Origin of the sequence: Pantoea sp. Taur, from assembly GCF_009830025.1 — a bacterium.
Classification (GTDB): Bacteria; Pseudomonadota; Gammaproteobacteria; order Enterobacterales; family Enterobacteriaceae; genus Pantoea; species Pantoea communis.
This window is the reverse complement of sequence record NZ_SZZZ01000006.1, coordinates 153,300-168,739: the sequence shown is the minus strand read 5'-3', so window position 1 is coordinate 168,739 and position 15,440 is coordinate 153,300. Positions and strand designations below refer to the sequence as shown.

12 protein-coding genes are annotated in these 15,440 nt (G+C 55.9%); 7 read left to right on the top strand and 5 right to left on the bottom strand.

What is annotated here, in order from left to right:
- The first annotated feature begins 18 nt into the window (after positions 1–18).
- Both FD744_RS10970 and FD744_RS10965 read left to right on the top strand, forming a co-directional pair.
- Entirely contained in the window at positions 19–1,323 is a 1,305-nt protein-coding gene (locus FD744_RS10970) for an NAD(P)/FAD-dependent oxidoreductase (protein WP_034822063.1), read from the top strand.
- A gap of 295 nt (positions 1,324–1,618) precedes the next feature.
- The gene (locus FD744_RS10965) at positions 1,619–2,161 is read left to right on the top strand and encodes a glycine zipper 2TM domain-containing protein (RefSeq protein WP_034822117.1); all 543 of its coding nucleotides are present in this window, start codon (positions 1,619–1,621) and stop codon (positions 2,159–2,161) included.
- 165 nt (positions 2,162–2,326) lie between these two features.
- Here the strand turns inward: FD744_RS10965 and mfd are convergent, their stop codons facing one another.
- The gene (gene mfd, locus FD744_RS10960; protein WP_160868219.1) at positions 2,327–5,770 is read right to left on the bottom strand and encodes a transcription-repair coupling factor; all 3,444 of its coding nucleotides are present in this window, start codon (positions 5,768–5,770) and stop codon (positions 2,327–2,329) included.
- A 140-nt stretch (positions 5,771–5,910) separates the two neighbouring features.
- On the bottom strand, positions 5,911–6,120 hold the full coding sequence (locus FD744_RS10955) for a hypothetical protein (RefSeq protein WP_034822057.1): 210 nt from the start codon (positions 6,118–6,120) through the stop codon (positions 5,911–5,913).
- A 397-nt stretch (positions 6,121–6,517) separates the two neighbouring features.
- Between FD744_RS10955 and lolC the strand changes: the two genes are divergently transcribed.
- The 5 genes from lolC (at position 6,518) to pepT (ending at position 11,984) form a co-directional block, all read left to right on the top strand.
- Positions 6,518–7,717: a lipoprotein-releasing ABC transporter permease subunit LolC gene (gene lolC / locus FD744_RS10950; RefSeq protein WP_097119630.1), complete on the top strand. Its 1,200-nt coding sequence runs from the start codon at positions 6,518–6,520 to the stop codon at positions 7,715–7,717.
- The gene (gene lolD / locus FD744_RS10945) at positions 7,710–8,411 is read left to right on the top strand and encodes a lipoprotein-releasing ABC transporter ATP-binding protein LolD (RefSeq protein WP_034822051.1); all 702 of its coding nucleotides are present in this window, start codon (positions 7,710–7,712) and stop codon (positions 8,409–8,411) included. The genes lolC and lolD overlap by 8 nt, the downstream gene beginning before the upstream one ends.
- Positions 8,411–9,655 carry a lipoprotein-releasing ABC transporter permease subunit LolE gene (gene lolE / locus FD744_RS10940; protein ID WP_038647554.1) on the top strand — a complete coding sequence of 415 codons (1,245 nt, stop codon included), beginning with the start codon at positions 8,411–8,413 and terminating at the stop codon, positions 9,653–9,655. The genes lolD and lolE overlap by 1 nt, the downstream gene beginning before the upstream one ends.
- 149 nt (positions 9,656–9,804) lie before the next feature.
- A complete protein-coding gene (gene cobB / locus FD744_RS10935) occupies positions 9,805–10,638 on the top strand; it encodes a Sir2 family NAD+-dependent deacetylase (RefSeq protein ID WP_034822045.1) in 834 nt (277 codons plus the stop codon).
- Between the two features lie 119 nt (positions 10,639–10,757).
- Positions 10,758–11,984: a peptidase T gene (gene pepT / locus FD744_RS10930; RefSeq protein WP_160868218.1), complete on the top strand. Its 1,227-nt coding sequence runs from the start codon at positions 10,758–10,760 to the stop codon at positions 11,982–11,984.
- 133 nt (positions 11,985–12,117) lie between these two features.
- Here pepT and FD744_RS10925 read toward each other — a convergent pair whose 3' ends face one another.
- From FD744_RS10925 to phoP, 3 genes are read right to left on the bottom strand one after another with little or no spacing between them, the layout of a single operon-like run.
- Positions 12,118–13,239 (bottom strand): cupin domain-containing protein, encoded by a 1,122-nt coding sequence (locus FD744_RS10925; RefSeq protein WP_160868217.1) that lies wholly within the window; start codon positions 13,237–13,239, stop codon positions 12,118–12,120.
- A 57-nt stretch (positions 13,240–13,296) separates the two neighbouring features.
- A complete protein-coding gene (phoQ, locus tag FD744_RS10920) occupies positions 13,297–14,757 on the bottom strand; it encodes a two-component system sensor histidine kinase PhoQ (RefSeq protein ID WP_058962308.1) in 1,461 nt (486 codons plus the stop codon).
- Between the two features lie 3 nt (positions 14,758–14,760).
- Positions 14,761–15,429: a two-component system response regulator PhoP gene (gene phoP / locus FD744_RS10915; protein ID WP_034822036.1), complete on the bottom strand. Its 669-nt coding sequence runs from the start codon at positions 15,427–15,429 to the stop codon at positions 14,761–14,763.
- Positions 15,430–15,440: the final 11 nt, after the last annotated feature.

Below are 15,440 nucleotides of genomic sequence, written 5' to 3'. Positions count from 1 at the left end.
ACTTTGAGGGGGTCTTTGTTGACTACATCTATGGAAAAAATCGTCATTATTGGCGGTGGTGCCGGCGGCTTAGAGCTGGCAACGCAGCTCGGTCACAAGCTGGGCAGGAACAAGAAAGCCGAGATTATTCTCGTCGATCGCAACCACAGCCATCTGTGGAAGCCATTGTTGCATGAAGTGGCAACCGGTTCGATGGACGAAGGGATCGATGCCCTGAGTTATCTGGCGCACGCGCGTAATCACGGTTTTCAGTTCCAGCTGGGTTCGCTGACGCAAATCAACCGCGAAAACAAAACCATTGAGCTGGCGGAAATCCGTGATGCTAACGGTGAATTACTGGTACCGCAGCGCGAGATGGCTTATGACCGTCTGGTGATGGCGCTGGGCAGCACTTCCAATGACTTTGGCACTCCGGGTGTGAAAGATCACTGCATCTTCCTCGATAACCCGCATCAGGCTCGTCGTTTCCACAACGAGATGCTTAACCTGTTCCTGCGCTTCTCCGCCAGTGAAGGTAGCCTGGAAAAAGTGAACATTGCGATTGTCGGCGGCGGCGCCACCGGCGTTGAGCTGTCAGCAGAACTCTACAATGCCGTGAAGCAGCTGCACAGCTATGGCTACAAAGGCCTTGATAGCTCTGCACTGAACGTGACGCTGGTGGAAGCCGGTGAGCGTATTCTGCCAGCATTGCCACCGCGCATTTCTGCTGCGGCACACCAGGAACTGACCAAGCTCGGCGTGCGCGTCCTGACGCAAACCATGGTGACCAGCGCAACAGAAGAGGGGCTCAATACCAAAGGCGGCGAATTTATTAATGCTGACTTGATGGTGTGGGCTGCCGGTATTAAAGCGCCGGACTTTATGAAAGAGATTGGCGGGCTGGAAACCAACCGTATCAATCAGTTGGTGGTGAAAGACACGCTGCAAACCACGCTGGATGATGACATCTACGCGATTGGTGACTGCGCCTCCTGCGCACTGCCGGGCGGCGGTTTTGTGCCACCGCGCGCGCAGTCTGCACACCAGATGGCGTCACGCGCGCTGGAAAATATTCTGGCGCAACGCAAAGGCAAACCGCTCAAAGCCTACGTCTATAAAGATCACGGTTCCCTGGTATCACTGTCGCGCTTCACCACCGTGGGTAGTCTGATGGGTAACCTGATGCGCGGCTCGATGATGGTAGAAGGGCGCATTGCGCGTTTCGTCTACATTTCTCTATATCGCATGCACCAGATTGCGCTCCATGGATACTTCAAAACCGGCCTGATGATGCTGGTCGGTAGCCTGAACCGCGTGCTGCGTCCTCGCCTCAAGTTGCACTAATGTTTTCGGGCGGTCCTCTGCCGCCCGATGCCGCTCTGCCTGCCGTAACCCGCTGAAAAACGACAATTCAGTTTAAGGTTACGGCGGTATTTCAGCCTCTCTCAGAACTCTCCGAAAAACTGGCCCTGACGGCTTTCCGCTGCGTTTCCTCCATTAATCTGATGTTGCAATTACGGACCATCTGTAAAACTTATATCCACAAACACGGCGCGGCGCGCACGCCGGTTATGCCTCGGCTACACAGGATTTCGTAGCGGCAGGAATGCGCGGTAACAACATTCAGGAGGACATTCCTGTGAATAAATCAATGTTAGCGGGTATCGGTATCGGCGTGGCAGCAGCGTTAGGGGTTGCCGCCGTCGCCAGCATGGATGTCTTTGATCGCGGCCCGCAGTATGCACAAGTTCTCTCGGCTACGCCGATCAAAGAGAGCATTAAACAACCGCGACAGGAGTGTCGCAACGTGACGTTAACGCATCGTCGTCCGGTACAGGATGAGAACCGCATCGCCGGTTCGGTACTGGGTGCAGTGGCGGGCGGCGTGCTCGGTCACCAGTTTGGTGGCGGTCGTGGGCGCGATGTCGCAACGGTAGCGGGCGCGCTGGCGGGCGGTTACGGTGGTAACCAGGTGCAGGGGGCACTGCAGGATCGTGATACCTACACCACCAACGAGCAGCGTTGCAAAACCGTTTATGACAAACAGGAAAAAATGCTGGGTTATGATGTGACCTATAAAATAGGCGACCAGCAGGGCAAAATCCGCATGGAAAATGACCCTGGCACCCGCATTCCGCTTGACCGTAATGGTCAGCTGATCCTGAATTCGAATCAGGCCTGATTGGGCAAAGACACGTCACAGCAGCAGTAACGAAAAAAGCGCCGTAAGGCGCTTTTTTTATGGTGTAAACCGGCGCGGCGAGATTCATCTCGCGTCCCGATAGCCACCATGTTGCATGCAGAAGCGCAATGTATCGCTTCGCCAGGCGAGATGCGGTTGAGAACGCTAAATCCGATTCTTCGCCAGCTCGGCAATAAAGCCCTGAATCCACTCCATCCGCACTTTGCGCTCTTCCAAATCACGAGTGAATCTCAGACGGGTTGGACCATCCAACTTCCACTGTTTAGGATCTTTTTGCAGCAGGCCAATCAACCAACCGGGATCGACATGATTCTGCGGCGCGAACTCGAAGAATCCGCCTTTTTCACTGGCTTCAATTTTACGCACGCCCAGTTCTCGCGCCACCAGACGTAAAGCCGCCACATCCAGAAGGTTGCGCGCCGCATCCGGCAACTTGCCAAAACGATCGATCATCTCAACCTTCAGCTCAGCCAGTTCCTGCTCGTCACTGGCTGAGGCAACGCGTTTATAGAGTGACAAACGCGTATTCACGTCCGGAATAAAGTCATCCGGCAGCAGCGCAGGCATGCGCAGTTCGATTTCGGTCTGGTTGCTGGTGAGATCTTCCAGCGATGGCTCGCGCCCGGCCTTCAGCGCATCCACGGCGTTTTCCAGCAGTTCCATATACAGCGTGAAACCGATCGTTTCCATTTGGCCGCTCTGATCTTCGCCCAGCAGCTCGCCGGCACCGCGAATCTCAAGATCATGCGTCGCCAGCGCAAAGCCCGCGCCCAGGTCTTCCAGCGAGGCAATCGCCTCCAGACGCTTCTGCGCATCAGTGGTCATGGCTTTTGGATGCGGCGTTAACAGCCAGGCATAGGCCTGATGGTGTGAGCGACCGACGCGGCCACGCAGCTGATGCAGCTGCGCCAGGCCAAAGTGGTCAGCACGCTCAATGATGATGGTGTTGGCGCTCGGCACATCAATACCGGTTTCGATGATGGTAGTACACACCAGCACGTTAAAACGCTGGTGGTGGAAATCATTCATCACCCGTTCCAGCTCGCGCTCGCGCATCTGGCCGTGGCCGATGGCGATGCGGGCCTCCGGCACCAGCTCCGCCAGACGCTGTGCGGCTTTTTCGATGTTCTCAACATCGTTGTAGAGATAGTAAACCTGACCGCCGCGTAAAATTTCACGCAGCAGCGCTTCACGCACCACCAGGCTGTCGTACTCGCGCACAAAGGTTTTCACTGCCAGACGGCGGGCTGGCGGTGTTGCAATGATCGACAGATCGCGCATGCCGCTCATCGCCATATTCAGTGTACGTGGGATGGGGGTAGCAGTGAGCGTCAGGATATCAACGTCCGCGCGCATCGCTTTAATACGCTCTTTATGACGCACGCCAAAACGGTGCTCTTCATCGACAATCAACAGACCGAGATCGTGCCATTTCAGGTCGTTTGACAGCAACTTATGCGTGCCGATCAGAATATCCACTTTGCCTTCACGTGCCTGTTCCAGCACCTGGCTCTGCTCTTTGGCGCTACGGAAGCGTGACAGCATCTCAATGCGCACTGGCCAGTTGGCGAAACGGTCACGGAAGTTGTCGTAATGTTGCTGCGCCAGCAGGGTGGTGGGCACCAACACGGCGATTTGTTTGGCATTCTCCACCGCGAGGAAGGCGGCGCGCATCGCCACTTCAGTTTTACCAAAGCCTACGTCACCGCACACCAGACGATCCATCGCCAGCGGCTGGCACATGTCGCTCAGCACCGCATTAATGGCCTGGCCCTGATCCGGCGTAGTCTCAAACGGGAAGCCTTCGCAGAACAGTTGATACTGATCGCGATCGTGCTTAAAGGCGAAGCCGGTTTTGGCCGCGCGTTGGGCGTAGATATCCAGCAGTTCGGCCGCCACATCACGCACTTTCTCCGCCGCTTTCTGGCGTGCGCGTGACCAGGCATCGCTGCCCAGCTTGTGCAGCGGGGCATTCTCATCCGCGCCACCCGCGTAGCGGCTGATCAGGTGCAGTGATGAAACGGGCACGTACAGCTTGGCGTCGCCCGCATAGGAGAGCATCAGATATTCCGCGACAATGCCGCCGGCTTCCAGCGTGGTCAGGCCAATATAACGGCCCACACCGTGTTCCAGATGCACCACCGGCTGGCCGGGATGTAGCTCGGCGAGGTTGCGGATCAACACATCGGGATTGATGGTACGGCGATTATCCTGGCGACGACGGCTGACACGCTCACCCAGCAGGTCGCTTTCACAAATCAACGCGCGATGGCCCGCGCTATCAATAAAGCCGCGTTCGCTGGCACCAATCATTAAACTGTGCGGCTGTTTGGCGGCTTCTTCAAAGCGTTCAATCGGCTGTGGGCGCAGTTTGATGCGCGCCAGCAATTCCTGCAGGCTTTCACGACGGCCTTCACTTTCTACTGAGAAAATGATCTGCCCATCAAACTGCTCCATGAACTGACGCAGCAGATCGAGTGGCGCTTTCGCCTGGGCCTGCACCGTCAGTTCCGGCAGCGGTTGATAGCCGAGATTGGTATTGGCGGCTTTTTCTGGCAGCGTTTCGCTGCTGAGCTGCATGCGTGGCCAGGCTTTCAGTTCACCGAGTAACGCGTCCGGGCGCAGCCACAACGTTGCAGGCTCCAGCAGCGGGCGCATAGGATCGATGCGGCGATTGTCGAAACGCGCGTTAGCATCCTGCCAGAAGCGATCGGCGCTGCCGTGCAGATCGCCACTGTTGAGTACCAGCGTGTTAGCAGGCAGATAGCTGAACAGGGTGGGCAACTCCTGCTCAAAGAACAGCGGCTGCCAGTATTCGATCCCGGCAGGCAGCGTGCCTTTGCTCACTTGCTGATAGACATGCTCCGGCTCGCGCCGCACATCAAATAGCTCGCGCCAGCGGCTGCGGAACAGCTCAATCGCCGCTTTATCCGTCGGGAATTCATGTGCAGGCAGTAGATTGATAGCCTCAACCGCTTCCAGCGTGCGCTGGCTGTCCACATCGAACAGGCGCAGGCTGTCAATTTCGTCATCAAAGAAGTCGATACGATAGGGCTGATCGCTGCCCATCGGGAACAGGTCCAGCAGCGCGCCGCGCGTGGCGTACTCGCCGTGCTCCATCACCTGATCGACATGGCGATAGCCAGCCTGCTCCAGCTGATCACGCAGCGCATCGCGCGAGAGTTTTTGCCCCTGCTTCATCACCAGCGCATGGCCATGCAGGAAGCTGTGCGGACAGACGCGCTGCATCAGCGTGTTGACCGGCATAATCAGCATGCCGCGCGTCAGATTGGGCAGTTGATAAAGGGTGGAAAGACGGGCAGAGATAATGTCCTGATGCGGCGAGAAGCTGTCGTAAGGCAGCGTTTCCCAGTCGGCGAGATTGGTGACCGGCAGATCGGTGAACTGGCGAATCTCCTCCTGCAGACGCAGGGCAGATTGCATATCCGGCGTAATCATCAGCACCGGACCCGGGTGGCGTTCGGTGATACTGGCGCACTCAACCGCCTGCGCGGCGCCAATCAGTTCGCCGAGCTGACGATGATCGCCCGCTTTCGCAGGCAGGGTATAACGACTCTGTTCCGACATAAGGACTCGACATTCTCTCCTTGGATTCCAGGGCGTCATCATTCCATAATCTGCCCTGAGGATCATCTGTCGCGGTGCTATTTCTCATCGCCCTTCATACTTCGCGCTGTGGCCGCGTTAGCTGCGTCTGCGAACCCCGGTCACTTACTTGATTGCTGTGTGTAGTGCATGCGCGGACGATCGACGTTAGCCCAGGACAGCTCTTTTTCCAGATGATAGCTGTGGTTGCCGTCGTCCCACTTCACGTAATAGCCGGTTGCCGCATCTCCCTGTTCAAAGACGTTGACGATCTCGCCTCTGATTTCTCCCGATTTGTGTTTCACGATACTGCCCTTCGGAAATCTGAACATGGGTATACTCCTTTTCGCCCGGCATCTTTCGCACCGTGGCGGCGTTGGCTGCGCCTACTAACCCCAGTCACTTACTGATGTAAGCTCCTGGGGATTAGCAGGCTTGCCGCCTTGCCACAGCACGAAATCTTTGGGCTGACTGCGGTGCTGATTAAACGGGCATACTGCGGTGCCGGCTGGACATAAATTTGTGCTACATGGAGAAGTCTACCGCAGGGTATGCCTAATAAACGCACAATAAGTATCATTATTTTGTCGCAATTTTATGCATTGACGCAGATTGCGACGTATTTGGATGCAACTTTGCCACAGACTCAGAGGGTTAGAGGTTTCATAAACAGGGCTGCTCCTTTATCATCCCACTACTTATTTTCAGGCAACTGCCAAGACGGATCTCATGTATCAACCAGTCGCGTTATTCATCGGTTTGCGCTACATGCGTGGACGTGCCTCAGACCGCTTCGGTCGCTTCGTCTCCTGGCTTTCCACCATCGGTATCACGCTGGGCGTGCTGGCGCTGGTCACTGTACTGTCGGTGATGAACGGCTTCGAGCGTGAGCTGGAGGGCAATATCCTCGGCCTGATGCCGCAAGCGTTGGTCACCAGCGACAAAGGCAGCATCAATCCACAACAGGTGACGGCGGAGAGCCTCAAACTGCAGGGCGTCACGCGTGTGGCCCCGCTGACCACCGCTGATGTGGTGCTGCAAAGCGCGCGCAATGTCTCAGTGGGCGTGATGCTGGGCATCAACCCGGACGAACAAGACCCGCTCACCCCTTATCTTGTGAACACGCAACAGAACGTGCTGCAACCGGGCCAATACAATGTGATTCTCGGTGAACAGTTGGCGTCTCAGTTGGGCGTTAAACGTGGCGACCAGCTGCGTCTGATGGTGCCGACGGTGAGCCAGTTTACGCCGGTGGGCCGCTTGCCGAGCCAGCGTATCTTCACCGTCGCAGGCACCTATGCTGCCAACAGCGAAGTCGATGCCTATCAGATTCTGGTGAATCAGCAGGATGCCTCCCGCGTGATGCGCTATCCGCTGGGTAATATCACCGGCTGGCGTTTGTGGCTGGATAAACCGCTGAATGTGGATGCCTTCAGTGAACAGCACCTGCCGGATGGCCTGACGCTGAAAGACTGGCGCGAGCGCAAAGGCGATCTGTTCCAGGCGGTACGCATGGAAAAAAACATGATGGGGCTGCTGCTGAGTCTGATCATCGCGGTAGCGGCGTTTAACATCATTACTTCACTCGGTCTGCTGATCATGGAAAAGCAGGGTGAAGTGGCGATTCTGCAAACACAGGGCTTAACCCGTCGACAGATTGTCGCGGTGTTTATGGTGCAGGGCGCCAGTGCCGGCATTATCGGCACCTTGCTCGGTACGCTGCTCGGCGTGCTGCTCGCCAGCCAGCTGAATAATTTGATGCCAGTGATTGGCCTGTTCCTGGATGGCGCGGCATTGCCGGTCGATATCAACGTCTGGCAGGTGGTCACGATTGCGCTGGTCTCGATGATCGTTGCGCTGCTCTCAACCCTTTATCCGTCATGGCGCGCTGCCGCCGTACAACCCGCTGAGGCTTTACGTTATGAGTAATACCCCTTTGTTGCAGTGTCGTGACCTGTGCAAACGCTATCAGGAAGGCAGCGTGCAGACCGATGTGCTGCGCAATGTGGCTTTTAGCCTGCAGCCAGGCGAACTGACGGCCATCGTTGGTAGCTCCGGCTCGGGTAAAAGTACCTTACTGCATCTGCTCGGCGGGCTCGATGCGCCCACTTCGGGTGACGTGGTGTTCGACGGCAAATCACTGAATGCGATGTCTTCTGCTGCCAAAGCCGAACTGCGCAACCGCGAGCTGGGCTTTATCTATCAGTTCCACCATCTATTGCCCGACTTCACGGCACTGGAGAACGTGGCGATGCCATTGCTGATTGGCAAAACCGCAAAAGCGGAGGCCGCCTCGCGCGCGCTGGAAATGCTGGCAGCGGTCGGGCTGGAAAAACGCGCTGCGCATCGTCCTTCTGAGCTGTCGGGCGGTGAGCGTCAGCGTGTCGCAATCGCGCGTGCGCTGGTGAACCGTCCGCGCCTGGTGATGGCGGATGAACCGACCGGTAACCTGGACGCGCGTAATGCCGATGCGATTTTCAAACTGCTGGGCGAGCTGAATCAGCAGCAGGGCACCGCATTTCTGGTGGTGACGCACGATCTGAATCTGGCTAAACGTCTGAATCGCCAGATGGAGATGCGCGACGGTCAGCTGAGCGAGCATCTGACGCTGGGAGCCATCTGATGGGTTCGTCATTATCCCTGCTGCTTGGCCTGCGCTTCAGTCGCGGTCGGCGGCGTGGTGGCATGGTCTCACTGATCTCCATCATCTCGACCATCGGCATCGCCCTGGGTGTTGCCGTGTTGATTATTGGCCTGAGCGCGATGAACGGTTTTGAACGCGAGCTGAACAAGCGCATTCTGGCCGTGGTGCCGCACGGTGAAATCGAGCCGGTGAATCAGCCTTTCCGCAACTGGCAGCCGATGATCGCACCGATTGAAAAGGTGCCGGGTATCGCTGCAGCGGCGCCTTACATTAACTTTACCGGCTTGATTGAGAGCGGCGCGAAGATGCAGGCGTTGCAGGTGAAGGGTGTCGATCCGCAACAGGAATCGCGGCTAAGCGCCTTGCCGAGTTTTGTCGATGGCGATGCGTGGCAGCAGTTTGGCGCGGATAAACAGCAGATCATCCTCGGTGGCGGCATTGCGAAATCGCTTAACGTGAAGCAGGGCGATTGGATCACCATCATGATCCCGAACAATGATGGTGAAAATAAGCTGCTGCAACCGAAACGTATTCGTCTGCAGGTATCAGGCATTCTGCAACTCAGCGGGATGCTCGACCACAGCCTGGCGCTGGTGCCGCTGGCGGATGCGCAAAAATATCTTGATATGGGTGACAGCGTCAGCGGCATTGCGCTGAAGATGAGCGATCCCTTCCAGGCGCAAAAACTGGTGCGCGATGCCGGTGAAGCCACGCACTCTTATGTCTATATTAAGAGCTGGATTGGCACCTACGGTTACATGTACCGCGATATCCAGATGATCCGCGCGATTATGTATCTGGCGATGGTGCTGGTCATTGGCGTGGCCTGTTTTAATATCGTCTCGACGCTGGTAATGGCGGTGAAAGACAAGAGCAGTGATATTGCGGTGCTGCGCACGCTGGGCGCCAAAGATGGCCTGATCCGCGCCATTTTTATCTGGTATGGCTTACTGGCCGGATTGCTCGGCAGCATCAGCGGTGTCGTGGTAGGCGTGCTGGTGGCGCTCAACCTGACACCGATCGTGCGTGGACTGGAGCATCTTACCGGTCATCAATTGCTGGCGGGGGATATCTACTTCATTGATTTCCTGCCATCGGAGCTGCACTGGATTGATGTGATTTCGGTGCTGGTGACCGCCATCCTGCTCAGCCTGATTGCCAGCTGGTATCCGGCGCGGCGCGCCAGTCGAATCGATCCGGCTCGCGTACTGAGCGGACAGTAATGATAAAAAACGCAGCCGCCTTCGCGGCTGCGCACATTTTCAGCGTCTGTGGCATGCAGCCGTCATGCGCAGCCGCTATTATCGGGAACCATTATCCCGAGCCAAACACCCGACATGCGGTGACAACCACCGCAGCATAAGGAGCTTTTATGCGCATACCGCGCCGCCGCCTACGACTCGCCCGCGACAAGAAAAATCGCCGCAAAGTGCATCAGCGCTTTCGCCAGCGCATCTTTGAACGCGATCGCAAAGCTGAACTGGCTGCGCACCCGCAACCGCGCGTCGTGGTACTGACCGGCGCTGGCATCTCCGCCGAGTCAGGCATTCAAACCTTCCGCGCTGCCGACGGATTATGGGAAGAGCATCGGGTTGAAGATGTCGCCACGCCAGAAGGTTTTCATCGTAATCCCGATCTGGTGCAGGGTTTCTATAATGCGCGCCGCCGTCAGTTGCAACAGCCGGAGATTCAGCCAAATGCCGCGCACAAAGCGTTGGCCGAACTGGAACAGGTGCTGGGCGACAACTTCCTGTTGGTGACGCAGAACATTGATAATCTCCATGAGCGGGCAGGCAGTCAGCGCGTGTTGCATATGCACGGTGAATTGCTAAAAGTGCGCTGTGAAAGCAGTGGCCAGGTGCTGGATTGGACGGAAGATGTTAAGCCGGACGATCGTTGCACCTGCTGCCAGTTCCCGGCCCGACTCCGTCCGCATGTGGTGTGGTTTGGAGAAATGCCGCTCGGCATGGAAGAGATTTATCAGGCGATTGAGAAAGCCAATCTGTTTATCGCCATTGGCACCTCCGGGCATGTCTATCCCGCCGCCGGCTTTGTGCATGAAGCAAAACTGCAGGGTGCGCATACCGTTGAGCTTAATCTGGAGCCGAGTCAGGTGGGCAATGAGTTCGCGGAAAGCCAGTACGGCTTGGCCAGTGAGGTGGTACCGGATTTTGTGCATACCTTTCTACGCGGGCTGTATAAGTAAGACGATATCTGGTTAAGCACTTTGCGCTGAGAACGCTAACCTGAAGGATAATGATTTGACGCAACATGGCGCGCCTCACGCGCCATGATAATAACGCAGGTTCTTTAGAGGGATGACAAATGGATCAATTACTTGAGCGTTTTCTCAGTTATGTGGCCGTAGAAACTCAGTCAAAACCGCAGGCGCGTCAGGTGCCCAGCAGTGAAGGGCAGTGGACGCTGGCGCGTCAGTTACAGGAAGAGCTGATTGCACTGGGATTTGTTGATGTGTCCCTGAGCGATCACTGCTGCGTGATGGGCACTTTGCCCGCCAACGTTGACTGGCCGACCCCGGTGATCGGCTTTATCTCGCATATGGATACGTCACCGGATTTCACCGCTAAAAACGTCAATCCGCAGATTATCGAAAACTACCGTGGCGGCGATATTGCGCTGGGCAATGGCGATGAAATCCTCTCGCCGGTGATGTTCCCGATTCTTCACAAATTGATTGGCCATACGCTGATCACCACCGATGGCAAAACCTTGCTGGGCGCAGATGATAAAGCGGGTATCGCTGAAATCATGACGGCGATGGCGCGCCTGGTGAAAGAGAATATTCCGCACGGCGCGATTCGTGTGGCGTTTACCCCAGATGAAGAGATTGGACGCGGCACCTCTCATTTCGATGTTGAAGGTTTTGCAGCGGACTGGGCGTACACCATTGATGGCAGCGATCTCGGCGAATTTGAGTTTGAAAACTTCAATGCAGCGACCGCGATGGTGAAAATCACCGGCAATAACGTGCACCCTGGCAGTGCGAAAAACGTCATGGTGAACGCGCTGGATCTGGCGATGCGTTTCCACGCCGAGCTGCCCGCCAAAGAGAAACCGCAGTTCACTGACGGTTATGAAGGCTTTTTCCATCTGCACACCATCAAAGGCACGGTTGAGCACGCCGAGCTGATGTATCTGATTCGTGATTTCGACGCCGACAGCTATGAACAGCGTAAACAGCTGCTGGAAGAGATTGCTGAGCGGGTCGGTAAAGGACTGCAGGCCGAATGCTCAATAAAAGTGGAGATCAGCGACAGCTACCGCAATATGCGTGAGAAAGTTGAGCCGCATCCGCAGATCATTGAGCTGGCGCTGCAGGCCATTCGTGATTGCGGTATCGAGCCAGTGGTGAAGCCGATTCGCGGCGGCACCGACGGTTCTGCGCTATCGTGGAAAGGTTTGCCGTGTCCGAACCTGTTCACCGGCGGCTATAACTACCACGGTAAACACGAGTTCGCGTCATTAAATGTGATGTCGCAGGCGGTGGATGTGATTGTGCGCTTGTCTGCGCTGGCAGCAGAGAAGAAATAATATGATAAAAGGCCTGCTAAGCAAGCCTTTTATCAATATCTTACGTGGCAGCGCAGTCAACAGCGTCTCTGTCGCGGCAAACATCTGTGGCAAATCGCGCCGTGATAAAGAGGCGCGATTTTAGCGCAACAGATTACTCACCAAAGAACCAGTAGCCGCTGTTCACCAGCGCCGCAAGCTGAGCCAGCAGCGACGGATCGTCCAGCGCATCGCCGAAATCTTCCAGCGTTAACACCTGATTGTGTGCCAGTGCCGCCAGCACTTCCGGGTGGCTGCACGCCACGCGCTCGCCATTCACAAACACCGCATCGCCCAGCGTTAACACGCGCAGGCCACCAAGACGTGTCAGCGCATCGCCTTGCTGCAGCGCATCGTAAATCTCATCAGGCTGATACGGCGGCTCAGGAGGTGCGATATCCAGTTCGTGACGTGTCTGTGAGATAAACTCACCAAACCACTGATTAAACTGTTCTGGCTGATTAATGACATCCAGCATCACCTGACGAATTCCTTCCACTTCAGAAGGCAAAATCTGTGACGGGCAATCACGCGACGGCACATCCGGATCGCTGAAACGATAGCTGCCTAATTCGTGCGCCAGCATGTAATCAGCGAAGCCACTGATCAATTCACGACCGTTAGGTGCACGGAAACCGACCGAATAATTGATGGCATTTTCCAGCGAATAGCCCTCATGCGGGAATCCTGGTGGAATGTACAGAATGTCGCCCGGCTCCATCTCTTCATCGATGATGGCATCAAACGACTCAACCTGCAGCAGGTCGGGATGCGGGCAGTGCTGTTTCATCGGCACTTTTTCGCCTACGCGCCAGCGACGACGGCCGGTGCCCTGAATGATAAACACATCATACTGGTCGAAGTGCGGGCCTACGCCGCCGCCCGGAACGGCAAAAGAGATCATCAGATCGTCAATGCGCCAGTCAGGCAGGAAGCGGAACGGGCGCATCAGGGCAGCAGAAGGTTCATGCCAGTGATTAACCGCCTGCACCAGCAGCGACCAGTTGCTCTCGCCGAGATGATCATAGCTTTCAAACGGACCATGGCTAACCTGCCATTTACCGTTGTTATGGCTCACCAGGCGGCTGTCCACCTCGTTTTCCATCGCCAGACCCGCCAGCTCATCAGGAGAAATGGGATCAATGAAGTTTTTAAAACCACGCTTGAGCACCACTGGACGTTTTTGCCAGTAGCGCTGAATAAAGTCGGGCCAATTAATATCGAGCTGAAAGTCCATACGAGTGTTCCGGTTAGGGCCATGAATGCAGGCAAGTATAACAGCCCGCAGGCCTTTCTACTCGCGGTGATGTTCAACTTCCTGACGCTGGAAAATCACTTCCATGCGGGCACCACCCAGTGGGCTGGTGCTGGCGATCACCTTACCGGCGTATTGTTCGAGGATGTCGCGGACCACGGCTAAGCCAAGGCCCTGGCCGGGACGTAACGTATCGGCACGCTGACCGCGCACGAAGATCAGATCGCGTTTGCTTTCAGGAATGCCGGGGCCGTCATCATCAATAAACAGATGCAGTGCCTTGTCGGTTTGTCGTGCGCTGACCTCAATAAATTCCAGGCAGTATTTGCAGGCGTTATCCAGCACATTGCCCAGCACTTCCATAAAGTCATTTTGGTCGCCGATAAAGGTCAACTCGGGGGAAATATCCAGGGTGATTTCGACACCTTTGCGCTGATAAACCTTATTCAGCGCCGAGCAAAGGCTATCCAGTAGTGCCGACACCGAATGCAGATCGCGCTGCAGCGGATTATGATCGGCCTGCATACTGGCTCGATGCAGGTAGTAGCCAATTTGTTGTGAAATACGGCTAATTTGCTCCAGCATCACTGGCTCGGCCTGCTCCACGGTGAGCTCCTTGCCGCTGCGCAGGGAGCGCAAGGTACTCTGCAACACCGCCAGCGGGGTTTTCAGGCTGTGCGTTAAATCAGACAGGGTGGTGCGATAACGCGTGTAGCGCTGGCGCTCATTGGTCAGCAGCAGGTTGAGATTTCGCACCAGGCTGCGCAACTCCTGCGGTGGATTGTCGTCCAGATTCTCGCGATGACCCGTTTCCAGTTCACGCACCTGCGCGGTTAAATCACCAATAGGGCGCAGGCTCCAGTGCGCGGCCAGCCACAGCAGCGGAATCACTAACAGCAGGTTTGCTGCCAGCACATAGCTAAACCATGACCACACCACATCCGAGTGCTGCAGTTCCTGGGGGATGGAATCCACCACGACGATGGTCAGTGCCGGTAAGTTGGTGGTGGCATCGTAACGGTTGACGGCGACCGAGTGGGTAAAGGTGTCGTTGTTGTCGCTGTCCAGTTGATGTAACCGCTCTTTGACCTCGGAGTTGTTGCCGATGGCGGCCAGACTGGTGCGATTTGTGGTGTCAATTTCATAAAAATCGGGCTTGAGCAGCCACTCACGCCGAATGTTTTTGCGGATGTCAGGCACATCACGCTGCTGCCACAGCAACTTGCCGTGTTCATCGTAGATGAACACCAGCGTCGGGAAATTGAGCGTCATCCGCTCTGGCTGGGCAATGGTCAGCTTATTGTTTTGCCATTGCGCCAGGGTGAAGAACAGGTTGCTCTCGCCGCGCATCACGCGATAGGTGTTTTTATCGAAACTCACCACATAGCCGACTACGGCAACCATGCCGTAGGAGAGCGACAGAAACAGGACAATAGCGGCAGTCGCCAGTAAAAACCGGGCGCGTAATGAGAAAGGACGTAAGCGATTCAGCCAATTCATAAATCAGAGATCAAAGCGATAGCCCTGGCCGCGCACGGTGTTAATCACTTCGGTCGGATGGAGCGCAAGAATCTTTTTACGCAGGCGCCCCATCAAAACATCAATGGTGTGGCTTTCGCGCAGTTCGGCATCGGGATAGAGTTGCAGCATCAGCGAATCTTTGCTGACCACTTTTCCGGCGTTGCGGATCAAGGTTTCTACAATGGTGTACTCAAAGGCGGTGAGTTTGACCGGTGCATCATTGACGGTGACTTCGCGACGTGACAGATCAACCTGGAACGGCGGCATCGCAATGATCTGCGAAGCGTGTCCACTGTTGCGACGCATCAGCGCCTGCAAACGTGCAGCGACTTCTTCGATATGGAAAGGTTTGGTGACGTAGTCATCGGCACCGGCTTCGAGTGCTTCCACTTTAGCCTGCCAGCCTTCACGTGCCGTCAACACCAGAATCGGTTGACGCACAGCATCGCCGCGCCAGCGACGAATCAACGACATGCCATCTTCATCAGGCAAGCCTAAATCGACCAGCGCAATGTCGGGAATGTGTTCCTGCAGGAAATAGTCGGCTTCTTTGGCATCTTCGGCAGCATCCACCTGATGACCCATTTCACGTAACTGCACGGCGAGATGATGACGCAGCAGTGCATTATCTTCCACAACCAGAACACGCATAGAATTTCCTT

Coding starts and splice junctions, on each gene's coding strand:
- phoQ (WP_058962308.1), bottom strand. CDS start 14,757: ATGAATTGGCTGAATCGCTTACGTCCTTTCTCATTACGCGCCCGGTTT.
- FD744_RS10955 (WP_034822057.1), bottom strand. CDS start 6,120: ATGTTCAGATTTCCGAAGGGCAGTATCGTGAAACACAAATCGGGAGAA.
- FD744_RS10925 (WP_160868217.1), bottom strand. CDS start 13,239: ATGGACTTTCAGCTCGATATTAATTGGCCCGACTTTATTCAGCGCTAC.
- lolE (WP_038647554.1), top strand. CDS start 8,411: ATGGGTTCGTCATTATCCCTGCTGCTTGGCCTGCGCTTCAGTCGCGGT.
- lolC (WP_097119630.1), top strand. CDS start 6,518: ATGTATCAACCAGTCGCGTTATTCATCGGTTTGCGCTACATGCGTGGA.
- pepT (WP_160868218.1), top strand. CDS start 10,758: ATGGATCAATTACTTGAGCGTTTTCTCAGTTATGTGGCCGTAGAAACT.
- mfd (WP_160868219.1), bottom strand. CDS start 5,770: ATGTCGGAACAGAGTCGTTATACCCTGCCTGCGAAAGCGGGCGATCAT.
- cobB (WP_034822045.1), top strand. CDS start 9,805: ATGCGCATACCGCGCCGCCGCCTACGACTCGCCCGCGACAAGAAAAAT.
- lolD (WP_034822051.1), top strand. CDS start 7,710: ATGAGTAATACCCCTTTGTTGCAGTGTCGTGACCTGTGCAAACGCTAT.
- phoP (WP_034822036.1), bottom strand. CDS start 15,429: ATGCGTGTTCTGGTTGTGGAAGATAATGCACTGCTGCGTCATCATCTC.